Genomic DNA, 12,608 nt, shown 5'->3' with positions numbered 1-12,608 from the left:
GTGACTGAAATTAATGCCAGCGCCCGGCTCGACGAAAAGCGCTTGGAGTTGTTGCGCCGCAAGCTCGCTGAGCGCGGCCTGACCCGGCCCGATGCCGAGGCGCCGGTGGCGACCGTCGACGAGCCGCGCATGTCCGGTGGCCAGCACCGGATGTGGTTCGTACAGTCGGTCGACCCCGACAGCGCGCTGCTCAACGTCTGTGTCTCGTACCGGGTCAGTGGCACGGTCGACGTAGCGCGGCTGGGGGACGCCATCAATGCCGTGGCCGCGCGGCATCAAGTGCTGCACACGACCTACGAGACCGACGCCGACGGCTTTCCATATCCGGTGGTCCGCGAAGACCTTCGGCCGGATTGGGCCGAGCACGATCTGTCGGATCTGCCCGATCAGTCGCGGCGGTTGCGGCTGGACGTGCTGGCACAGCGGGACTTCTGCCGTCCCTTCGACCTGGCCAAGGATTCGCCGCTGCGGGTCACCGTGGCGCGCTTGTCGGCCGACGAGCTGATGCTGCTGTTCACCGCCCACCACATCGCGTGGGACGACGGGTCATGGGCGCCGTTCTTCGCCGATCTGACGCACGCCTACACCGACCCGGACGGATTCGCCGCCGCGCCGGCGGTGCCGACGCCCGCGGTCGAGGCGGCCTTCGCCGACGCCGCGAGAAATGACCAGGACGCGGACTACTGGCGTCCCCTGATCACGAACCTGCCGGAGCCACTTGAGCTTCCGGGGCCCAACGGTTCGGTGGTGCCCAGCACCTGGCGTGCGCAGCGCGCGACGACGCGGTTGCCGGCCGACCTGGTCGATCGGGTTGCGGAATTGGCCCGACAAACCGGCGCCACCCCGTACATGGTGTTGATGTCGGCCTTCGCGGCACTGGTCCAGCGCTACACGCAGTCGAGCGATTTTCTGGTCGCCGTCCCGGTGCTCAATCGCGGCGTCGGGACCGAGGATGCCATTGGCTACTACGGCAACACCGTGGTGATTCGGCTCCAACCGCACTCCCGTCAGACATTCCGCGAACTGCTTGCCCAGACGCGCGACAGCGCGGTGGGCGCCTTCGCACATTCACGCGCCGACCTCGATTGGCTGGTGCGCGAATCCAATCCCGATCGCCGCCACGGCGCCGACCGGATGACCCGGGTGAGCTTCGGACAGCGAGACGCCGACGGCGCCGGCTTCTGCCCGCCGGGGGTGCGGTGCGCGCGCGCCGAGTTGCGCGGTCACTTCAACCAGCTGCCACTGAGTTTCATGGTGGAGCTGCAGCGATCGGGCAACGGCGGCGGGCTCATCGAGGCCGAATACCTCGTGGAGGTGCTCGATCGCCCGTTGGTCGAACAGCTGTTGCGGCACTACGTCGTCCTGCTGGACAGCGCGCTGAGCAACCCCGACGCGACGCTGTCGGCATGCGCGCTGATGAGCGGCGAAGACGCCGAATGGCTGCGCCGAGTGTCGACGGGCGAAGAGTTCACCACTGCGGCGGCCACGTTGCCGGAGTTGGTCAGTCGGCGCGCGAGTTCGGCGCCCGACGCCATCGCGGTCGGCTACGAGGGCCGCGACTACAGCTACCGGGAGATCGACGAAGAGTCCAACCGGGTGGCGCACTGGCTCATCGACCAAGGGATCGGCACCGAGGACCGGGTCGCGCTGCTGCTGGACAAGTCGCCCGAACTCGTCATCACCGCGCTGGGCATCCTCAAAGCGGGTGGGGTCTACCTGCCGGTGGATCCCACCTACCCGCAGGATCGCATCACGTTCATCCTTGGTGATGCGGACGCCAAACTGGTGCTGCGCGAACCGGTTACCGGTCTGTCGAACTACCCGGTGAGCGCGCCCGAGCTGATTCGGCCACTGAGCCCGCACAACACGGCCTACCTGATCTACACCTCCGGCTCGACCGGGCTGCCCAAGGGTGTTCCGGTTCCACACGCGCCGATCGCCGAGTACTTCGTCTGGTTCGGCGACGAATACCAGGTCGACGCAACGGAATCGCTGTTGCAGGTCGCCTCGCCCAGCTTCGACGTGTCGATGGGCGAGATCTTCGGCACGCTGATCATGGGCGCACGGCTGGTCATTCCGAGGCCCGACGGGTTGCGCGACATCGGCTACCTGACCGAACTGCTGCGCCGCGAAGGCATCACCTCGATGCACTTCGTGCCTTCACTGCTCGGGCTGTTTCTCTCGCTGCCCGGCGTCAACCGATGGCGCACCCTGCGGCGGGTGCCGATCGGCGGCGAGGCCCTGCCGGGCGAGATCGCCGACAAGTTCCATGCCACCTTCGATGCGCTGCTGTACAACTTCTACGGACCGACCGAGACGGTCGTCAACTGCACCAGCTACCCCGTGCAGGGCACCCAAGGCACCCGCATCGTGCCGATCGGACGGCCGAAGATCAACACGCAGGTGTATCTGCTCGATGATGCGCTGCAGCCGGTCCCGGTCGGCGTGATCGGCGAAATCTACATCGCCGGAACACATGTCGCTCACGGATATCACCGTAGGCCGGCACTGACGGCCGAACGCTTCGTCGCCGACCCGAACACTGCGGGCGGGCGGATGTACCGCTCCGGTGACCTGGCCCGCCGCAACGCCGACGGAGACATCGAATTCGTCGGCCGCGCGGACGAGCAGGTGAAGATCCGCGGCTTCCGCATCGAGCTCGGTGAAATCGCCGCCGCCATCTCGGTGGACCCCAGCGTCGGGCAAGCGGTGGTGCTCGCCGTGGATCTGCCCCGATTGGGCAAGAGCCTGGTCGGCTATGTGACCCCGGCGCCGGACTGTGGCACCGAATCCGTTGACGTCGAACGTATCCGGGCCCGGGTGGCCGCCGCTCTGCCGGACTATATGACGCCGGCCGGCTACCTGGTGCTCGACGAGATCCCGATCACCGCACACGGCAAGATCGACCGCGTCGCGCTGCCGCAACCGGAGATCGCCGCCGCCGCCGAATATCGCGACCCGACGACGCCCACCGAACGCCGCATCGCCGCGCTGTTCGCCACGCTGCTCGGCCACGACCGAGTGGGTGTCGACGACTCGTTCTTCGATTTGGGCGGCCACTCGCTGGTGGCCACCAGACTGGTCACCGCGATCCGCTCGGATTGCGGTGTGGAGCTCGGTATCCGCGATGTCTTCGAGCTGGGGACGGTGGGCCGGCTGGCCGAGCGGGTCGACCAACTCGGGTCCGGCGAGCTCGTCGAGACCCGACCCAAGCTGATCGCGACCGCGCACGACGAACCGTTGCCGCTGTCGGCGTCGCAGCTGCGCAGCTGGTTCGCCTACCGTATCGACGGGCCCAGCTGGGTCAACAACATTCCGTTCGCCGCGAAACTGAGCGGTCCGTGGGATATCGAGGCGCTGATCGCCGCTATCGGCGACGTCGTCGCCCGTCACGAAATCCTGCGCACCAGCTACGTCGAAATCGACGGCGTGCCTTACCAAGTGGTCAATCCGGCCGGTGATGTGGCGATCCGCCGCGCGTCCTTCGATGGTGCCGAGCAGGACAGCGAGGCCTGGCTGCAAAAACAGCTGGACCAAGAGCGCCAGCACTGCTTCGAGCTCGACGCCGAACGGCCGATTCGGATTGCGTTGCTGCGCAACGGCATCCAGGACGAATATGTGATGTCGTTCGTGGTCCACCACATCGCCTCCGACCACTGGTCGGCGGGCGTGCTGTTCACCGATGTGCTCACCGCGTACCGGGCCCGCCGGACCGGGGAGGCTCCGTCCTGGGCACCGCTTCCGGTGCAGTATGCCGACTACGCGGCATGGCAGAGCACGTTCCTGGGTGACTCCGGCGGCCAGGAGTCCGCCATCGCCGCCGAGCAGCGCGAGTACTGGACCCGCCAGTTGGCCGGGATGCCCGAGGACACCGGGTTGCGGCCGGACTTCGCTCGCCAGCCGGTGCCCAGCGGGGCGGGTGAATCCGTCGCCTTCCGCATCGACTCGGCCACCCGCGCCAAGCTCGCCGAGGTGTGCCGCGAGTTGGGCATCACCGAATTCATGCTGCTGCAAACGGCCGTCGCCGTGGTGCTGCACAAGGCCGGTGGCGGCGTGGACATTCCGTTGGGCACCCCGGTCGCCGGGCGTACCGAGGCCGAATTAGACCAGCTGATCGGTTTTTTCGTCAACATCCTGGTGCTGCGCAACGACCTGGACGGCAACCCGACGCTGCGTGCGGCGCTGACCCGGGCGCGCGAGACGGCGCTGGCCGCCTACGCCCACCAGGATCTGCCCTTCGACCGGGTGGTCGACAGCGTGAGCCCGGTGCGCTCGCTGTCGCGCAACCCGCTGTTCCAGGTCGTCGTGCACGTGCGCGATCACCTGCCGGCCACCCGGGTCATCGAGTCGGGACCCGCCACCGGTGACGGCGGGGACACGGTGTGCACCTCGCTGGACCCGATCTTGGACATGGCGCACGCCGACCTCAGCGTCAACTTCCTGGGCACCGACGGTGGTGACGGCGCCGGATACGACTGCGACGTCATCTACCGCACCGAGCTGTACAGCCGGTCGACGATCGAGCGACTGGCCGGCTGGCTGGCCCGGATCATCACCGAGTTCGCCGAGAACGTCGACCAAACCCTGCGCGACGTTGCGGTGATCGACGACGACGAGCAGCACCGCATCCTCGACGAGTGGAGCCGCGGTGCCCCGCCGCCACCCGACCGGCCCCGTACCATTCCGGAGCTGCTCGCTCCCAGCCGCAATTGGGGGTCCGACCGGATCGCGGTGCGCTGTGGCAGCGAGCAGCTCGATTATCCCGCGCTGCACCGCCGTTCGGACAACCTGGCGGCGCTGCTCGCCGAACATGGCGTGGCACCGGGCTCGCTGGTCGGGCTCTCGACACGGCGGGGCATCGACATGGTGGTGGCGCTGGTGGCCATCATGAAGGCCGGTGCCGGATACTTCCCGATCGATCCCGGCTATCCGTTGGCACGCAAGCAATTCATGCTCGACGACGTGGTGCCGCCGGTGGTACTGGCGACGGCCGAGGCTGTGGCCAGCACGCCAGAAGTGCCTGGGGTAGAGGTCATTTCGCTGGACGATCCGCAGGTGCGCACGGTGGTGGAGAACGGCACGGCTCGTCTGGACCTACCGGTGCCGCATCCTGACGACCCGATGTATTTGGTGTTCACGTCCGGCTCGACCGGCAAGCCGAAGGGTGCGGTGGGCACGCATCGATCGATGTCGGCGCGGCTGGATTGGCAGTTGCGGCATTACCCGCCCTGCGCCAACGACATTCGGTTGGCTCAGGCCTCGATCACCTTCCTCGAGGGCGGCATGGAGATGCTGGCCGGCCTGGCGGCCGGGGCGACGATGATTCTCGCCGACGACGCCGAGCACCGGGACGCCGAAGCACTGGCGGCGCTGATGGATCGGCACTCGGTGGCGCAGGTGACCGCGGTGCCCAGCCTGGTCCGGGCGCTGGTGGACATCCGGCCCGATGTGGTGCGGTCCCTGTCGAGGCTGGTGTGCGGTGGCGAGCCGGTGAGCACGTCGCTGCTGCAGCGCCTGGTGGCCGCGTGTGCGGGCAATACGGGCATCCAGCTGTTGAACAACATCGGCTCCACCGAGACCTCCGGTGCGGTGTCGCGCGGGCCGCTCAATTCGCCGAATCCGCTGGTGGGCAAGCCGGTCCCGGGTAGTGATGCCTACCTCCTCGACAACGGCCTGCGCCCGGTGCCGGTCGGTGTGGTCGGCGAACTGTATTACGCCGGTGACCAGCTGGCCCGTGGCTATTGGAAGCGGCCCGGGCTGACCGCGACGCGGTTCATTGCCAATCCCTATGCGGCCGAACCCGGTTCGCGGCTGTACCGAAGCGGCGACCTGGCCCGGTGGACCGAGGACGGCCAGCTGGAGTTCGCCGGCCGGGCCGACCATCAGGTTCACGTGCGCGGTTTCCGGGTCGAGCTGGCCGAGGTCGAATCCGCATTGGCGGCCGCCGAAGGCGTCGCCGCGGCGGCGGCCCGTACCTGGGAGGTGCACGGAGGTCTCTCGCTGGCCGGATACGTGGTGCCGCAACGGCCGATCGTCGACGATGCCGGGAAGGCCGGCTTCGCGGCCGCGGTGCGCGCCGCGATCGCGATGACGCTGCCCGGCTACATGATGCCCTCGTCGCTGACCGTGCTGGACGCGATGCCGAAGACCGACTCGGGCAAGCTGAACCGGCCCGGGCTGCCGAAGCCGGCGGTCAGCACCGGCGGCCGGATCGAACCGTCGCGCACCGACACCGAACGGGCGCTGGCCAAGGTATTCGCCGAACTGCTCGCCACGCCGGAGGTCGGCCGCTCCGACGACTTCTTCGCCCTCGGCGGCGACAGCATCCTGTCGGTTCAGCTGTCCTCGCGGGCCCGCGCGGCCGGCCTGGCGGTCAGCCCGCGCATGGTTTTCGAGCATCCGACCGTGGCGCAGTTGGCCGCCGCCCTGGACGCTGTGGGCGAAGGCGAGGCCGGCACCGGCCAGGCCGATGCGCCGGCCGATGCCCGCTTCGAGCCGATGGCCGCGTCCGGACTGTCGGCCGACGACCTGGCCGCCGTGTCGCAGCTGTGGGCGTCGTCGCGCGACGGGACGTCATGACCGCGACCAAAACCGATGTCGCACCCGACATCGAGGACGTGATGGCGTTGAGTCCCCTGCAAGAGGGCCTGTATTCGCTGAGCGCGCTCACCGAGTTCGTCGAAGGCGACGCGGCCGACGACCCCTACATGATCGGCATGGCCGCGGACATCACCGGCGTACTCGACGTGGAGCTGTTACGCGACTGTGCGACAAAGATGTTGGCCCGGCACCCGAACCTGCGGGCCAGTTTTTTCAGTCGGGGCATTGCGCGCCCGGTGCAGATCGTGCCGTCCCGAGTCGAGTTGCCGTGGCGACGTGTCACGGCCACACCCGGCGAACTACCGGCGCTGGAGGTCGGCGAACGTCGGCGCCCGTTCGATTTGGAACGCGGGCCGGCCATCCGTTTCCTATTGATCGAATTGCCTGGGCCACAATGGCGGTTGGTGATCACCGCCCACCACATCGTGATCGACGGATGGTCGTTGCCGGTGTTCGTCAACGAGATGATGATCCTGTACGCGGCCGGGGGAGATCCCGCGGCGCTGCCCGTCGCGCCGCGGCCGTACCGGGACTACATCGGGTGGCTTGCGAGCCGCGATCCGCAGGCCAGCCAACAAGTTTGGCGCCAACACCTGGCCGGGCTTTCCGGCCCCACCCTGCTGGCCGCCGCGCTCGGCTCCGCCGAGGCGGCCGAGGGCCAGTCGGCGGGCCTGCCGCGCACCACCGAACTGCGGCTGGCGCCCGACGTCGCCGAGCGGCTCGTCGAGGGCGCCCGGTCGCGCGGCATCACCGTCAACACCCTGATGCAAATGGCGTGGGCCCTGGTTTTGTCGCGGCTGACCGACACCCACGACGTGGTCTTCGGCGTCACGGTCTCCGGCCGGCCGGCCGAGCTTGCCGGCGTCGAGACGATGATCGGCCTGTTCATCAACACCGTGCCAATGCGGGTACAAGTCGACCCGGCCGCCGGCGTGGGCGACCAATGCCGCGCCGTGCAACGCGATGCCGCACTGCTGCGCGAACACGGCTATCTCGGGCACGCACAGCTGCGCGCGCTGGGCGGGGTGGGCGAGATGTTCGACACCCTGCTGGTTTACGAGAATTTCCCGATGGACGGGCTGGTCGCCGGCGGTGAATTGACCGCGGGCAGTGCGACATTCCGGCCATCCGCGCTGGAGAGCTTGTCACACTTCCCGATCGCGATCGCCGCCCACATGGCGGGCCGCGAATTGGTGGTGCTGGTCGAGGTGTTGGACGGCGCGCTGGGTGTCACCTCCGCCGAGCGGCTCGGCCGACGGGTGATGGCCACCGCCGAGCGACTGCTGCAGGGCTGGGATCGGCCGTTGCGTGAGGTCAGCGTGCTCTTCGACGACGAGGCCGTCGCGGCCGCCGGCGCAGCGGCTCCGCCCGCGGCCGGCATCCACACCCGGTTCGCCGCGATCGCGGCGACACTGCCCGATCACGTCGCGGTCAGCTGGGCGGGCGGCACGCTGAGCTATCGCGAGCTCGACGGTCGCGCCAACGGGCTGGCCGCCCGGCTCGCCGAGCGCGGGGTGAGGTCCGAAACACCAGTGGCCATAAGGCTTTTCCGCGGCCCGGAGTACATCATCGCGATGCTCGCGGTACTCAAGGCCGGCGGGATGTGCGTGCCGATGGAGCCGGGGCTGCCGCCCGAGCGGGTGGAGTCGATTTTGCGCCAAACCGGGGCGTCGATCGTCGTCGACGAAGACCTGATGCGGACCGGCGAGGCCCGCGACTTCCGGGCCGTCGAGGTAACCCCCGGGCAGGCCGCGTACGTCGTCTTCACCTCGGGGACGACGGGAGAACCCAAGGGCGTCATCGGAACTCACGCGGCCGTCGGCGCGTACGCCGACGATCATCTGGACAGCGTGTTGCGGCCCGCGGCCGCCCGGCTGGGCCGCCCGTTGCGGATCGCACACGCGTGGTCGTTCGCGTTCGATGCGGCGTGGCAGCCCCTGGTCGCGCTGCTCGACGGCCACGGCGTGCACGTCGTCGACGAGCGGACCCAGACCGACGCCGAGGCTCTGGTCGCCGCGATCGCCGAGCACGGCGTCGACATGATCGACACCACGCCGTCGATGTTCGCCCAACTCACCGCTTGCGGATTGCTGACGACGGTTCCGCTGGCGGTACTGGCGCTGGGCGGGGAAGCGCTGGGTAAGTCCGCGTGGACCCTGATCCGCAGCGAGTGTGCACGAACCCGGTTGCGCGCGTACAACTGTTACGGCCCGACCGAGACCACGGTCGAGGCGGTGGTGGCCGCGATCGCCGAGTATGACGAGCCGTCGATCGGACGGCCGACGCACCACACCCGCGGGTACGTGCTCGACTCCGGGCTGCGCCCGGTGCCCGTCGGGGCGACCGGCGAGCTCTACCTGGCCGGCGCGCAGTTGGCCCGCGGCTATCTGGGCCGCCCGGGAGAGACCAGCCACCGCTTCATTGCCGATCCATTCGTCGCCGGCGAGCGGATGTACCGCACCGGCGACGTGGTGCGCCGGGGCATCGACGGCTCGCTGCAGTACGTGGGGCGCGCCGACGCGCAGGTGAAGATCCGCGGCTATCGGGTCGAGCCGGGTGAGATCGCCGCCGCACTCGAGTCGCACCCCGCGGTCCGGCACGCCGGTGTTCTGGTGCGGCGCCTGCAGACCGGAGCGCGGCTGACCGCCTACGTGGTGAGCTCGGACGGGCACACACCGCCGACCGCGCAGTTGCGCGCCATGCTCGCTACCCGGTTGCCGCGCTACATGATTCCGCAACGCATCATCGGGGTCGACGAAATCCCGTTGACCGCAAACGGCAAACTCGACGAAACCGCGCTGAGCGCATTCGATGCGGCCGACGCCGCGAGCACCGCCTGGGCCGAACCCGAAACGCCGACGGAAACCGCACTGGCAGAAGTGCTTTCGGAGCTGCTGCAGCTACCTCGGGTCGACGTCACCGCGGACTTCTTGCAGCTGGGCCTGGACAGCATCATGGCGTTGTCGGTGGTGCAGGCGGCGCGGTCGCGCGGTCTGGCGTTGCGCGCCAGGCTGATCCTCGACTGCGTCAACATCCGGGAATTATCGGAGGCCATCGATTCCGAGAGTTACGCTGCCGCAAGCGATATCGACGAATCGGCCGGGCCGATGCCGGTGCTGGCCAACGGCCGCTGGCTCTACGAATACGGCGAACCCCGCCGGCTGGCGCAGACCGAAGCCATCCGGCTGCCCGCCGACGTCAGCCCCGAACACCTGGCTGCCGCGCTGGCCCGCATCTTCGCCGGGCACGAAGTGCTGCGCACGCGACTGGACCGCGACACGATGACTCTGGTTCCGACCGGGGCAACCGCGACCCTTGTCGACGAGGTGGCCGTGTCCGGCGATCTGCCGGCCGCCGTCCCCGGGCACGTCGCGGCGGCCGTCGAACGTCTCGATCCCGAGCGCGGAGTGCTGCTGGCCGGGGTCTGGCTTCGCCCCCCGACCGGACCGAGCGTTCTGCTGCTGGCCGCCCACGTGTTGGCAATGGATCCGGCGTCGTGGCGGGTCGTTCTCGGCGAATTGGACACCGCGCTGCGGGCTTTGGCCACCGGGCACTCGCCCGCGCCGATCCGGGAGCACACCAGTTACCGGCGCTGGGCCGAGGCGCTAATTCAGCGCGCCGAGAAGTTGGACACCACGCGATTCTGGGCGGCGCAGCTCGAAGGGGACGATCCCCATCTCGGTGCCCGACGGGTGGATCCGAATCGCGACCGGGCCGGCGATCTGATCGTCCGGATGGTCGCCGCCGATGCGGACACCACCCACCGGCTGCTGGATTCCGGGCTGCCGCTGCCGCATCTATTGGTGGCCGCCACCGCGGCGATGGTGACACGCTGGCGCCAGCAGCGAAACCAGGCCACGCCGCCGCCGCTGCTGGCACTGGAAACCCACGGCCGCGCAGACAGTTTGGTGGACGACACCACCGACACCGGCGACACGATCGGACTGCTCAGTTCGATCTATCCGGTGCGGGTGTCCTCGGCCGACCCGCGGCAGGTCGGGAAGCAGTTGGCGGCCATCCCGGGCGACGGACTCGATTACGGCCTGCTGCGCTACCTGCGCAAAGACACCGCTGCACAGCTGGCCCCGCTGCCCGGCCCGCAGGTGCTGCTGAACTACCTGGGCGCGGCCCACACCGGCGGCGGCACCGTGGTCAAGCTGGAGCGCGAACTGCTGGCCGGGGTGTCGCCGCAGCCGGAGCCGGATGTGGCGGTGCGCCACGAACTCACGATTATGGCCACCGTGCTGCCGTTCGATTCCCAGCGTGTTCTGGCCGCGCAGTGGCGCGCGCTGCCCGGCATTCTCGATGACGCGGATATCTCTGCGTTGCAACAACTTTGGATTGAATCACTGCGGGAGGTGGTGACATGAGCACCCTGGCGATCCTCGGCGCCGGCGCCAAGGCGGTGGCGGTGGCCGCCAAGGCCAAGGCATTGCGCGACATGGGCCCCGATATCCAAGACGTTCCCGACGTGATCGCCGTCGAACGCACCGGAGTCGGAGCGAACTGGCAGGCGAGCGGCGGCTGGACCGACGGGGCACACCGGCTCGGAACCAGCCCGGAAAAAGATGTCGGCTTTCCGTATCGGTCGGCGTTGGTGCCGCGCCGCAACGGCGAGCTCGACGAGCTGATGACCCGGTACAGCTGGCAGTCCTATCTGATCGCGACCGCGTCGTTCGCCGAGTGGATCGACCGCGGCAGACCCGCTCCGCCGCATCGCAAATGGAGCCAATACCTGGGCTGGGTCGCCGACCAGGTCGGCATGCACGTGGTGCACGGCGAGGTCGACGGGCTCGGCATCGCGGGCGACCGCTGGGCGCTGCACACCCGCGAGACCACCGTGCACGCGGACGCGTTGATGATCACCGGCCCGGGTCAGGCCGAGAAGTCGCTGCTGCCCGGCAACCCGCGCATGATGTCGATCGCGCAGTTCTGGGATCGCGCCGCCGGACACGACCGCATCAACGCCGAGCGGGTCGCGGTGATCGGCGGTGGTGAGACGGCCGCCTCGATGCTCAACGAGCTTTTCCGGCACCGGGTTTCGACGATCACGGTCATCTCGCCGCAGGTGACGTTGTTCACCCGGGGCGAAAGCTTCTTTGAGAACTCGTTGTTCTCCGACCCCACCGACTGGACCGCCCTGACGCTGGATGAGCGCCGCGACGCGCTGGCCCGCACCGACCGCGGTGTCTTCTCGGCGAATGTGCAGGAAGCGCTGCTGGCCGACGACCGCATCCACCACCTGCGCGGCCGGGTCGCCCACGCGGTGGGCCGCGACGGGCAGATCCGGCTGACGCTGTCCACCAACCGGTTCAGCGAGAACCTGGAGACGGTGCACGGATTCGATCTCGTCATCGACGGCTCGGGCGCGGACGCGCTCTGGTTCACCTCACTGTTCAGCCAGGACGCGCTCGATCTGCTCGAGCTGGGTCTGGGTGGACCGCTGGCGTCCGATCGCCTGCAGGAGGGGATCGGCTACGACCTGTCGGTCAGCGACGTCGCCCCGAAGCTGTTTCTGCCTAACCTTTCCGGCCTCACCCAGGGGCCCGGTTTCCCGAACCTGAGCTGTCTGGGCCTGTTGTCGGACCGGGTTTTGGGGTCCTGGGTCGGTCCGGCGGCTGGTCTGTCCCGATTCCCGACGATGGTGGAGAAGCGATGAGTACTAACCCGTTCGACGACGACAACGGCACCTTCTTCGTGCTGGTCAACGATGAACAACAGCACAGCCTGTGGCCGGTGTTCAGCGACGTCCCAACGGGCTGGCGGGTGGTCTTCGGCGAAGCGACCCGCGCCGAATGCCTGGACTATGTCGAACAAAACTGGCCCGACATCCGTCCGAAGAGCCTGCGTGACTCCCTCTCCGCGAGCCGTTCGGCGGGTTAGCCGGCGAACCCAAATTCTGGGCTGCTACACAGGTTGCGCACAGATTAGTCCGTGCGATCCCGCGTAGCATCTGTCACAAGGTGCACAACCACACCATCTACACCAGGTGGGGGGTGTGGGTGACA

At 68.6% G+C, this 12,608-nt stretch carries 4 protein-coding genes; all 4 read left to right on the top strand.

Going from position 1 to position 12,608, the window contains the following annotated elements:
* The 4 genes from MAAFP003_RS18350 to MAAFP003_RS18335 are packed head-to-tail and all read left to right on the top strand — an operon-like array spanning position 1 to position 12,483.
* Positions 1-6,579 carry a non-ribosomal peptide synthetase gene (locus MAAFP003_RS18350; protein WP_096289150.1) on the top strand — a complete coding sequence of 2,193 codons (6,579 nt, stop codon included), beginning with the start codon at positions 1-3 and terminating at the stop codon, positions 6,577-6,579.
* Positions 6,576-10,970: a non-ribosomal peptide synthetase gene (locus MAAFP003_RS18345; protein ID WP_096291261.1), complete on the top strand. Its 4,395-nt coding sequence runs from the start codon at positions 6,576-6,578 to the stop codon at positions 10,968-10,970. Before MAAFP003_RS18350 ends, MAAFP003_RS18345 begins: the two co-directional genes overlap by 4 nt.
* Positions 10,967-12,259, top strand: coding sequence for an NADPH-dependent L-lysine N(6)-monooxygenase MbtG (gene mbtG / locus MAAFP003_RS18340; protein WP_096289148.1), 1,293 nt, complete (start codon positions 10,967-10,969; stop codon positions 12,257-12,259). The genes MAAFP003_RS18345 and mbtG overlap by 4 nt, the downstream gene beginning before the upstream one ends.
* Positions 12,256-12,483: an MbtH family protein gene (locus tag MAAFP003_RS18335; RefSeq protein ID WP_096289146.1), complete on the top strand. Its 228-nt coding sequence runs from the start codon at positions 12,256-12,258 to the stop codon at positions 12,481-12,483. Before mbtG ends, MAAFP003_RS18335 begins: the two co-directional genes overlap by 4 nt.
* The last annotated feature ends 125 nt before the right edge of the window (positions 12,484-12,608 follow it).

The organism is Mycobacterium ahvazicum (assembly GCF_900176255.2).
GTDB lineage: Bacteria > Actinomycetota > Actinomycetes > Mycobacteriales > Mycobacteriaceae > Mycobacterium > Mycobacterium ahvazicum.
Note: the sequence above shows the minus strand (reverse complement) of the source record. Positions and strands in the feature narration are given on the sequence as shown.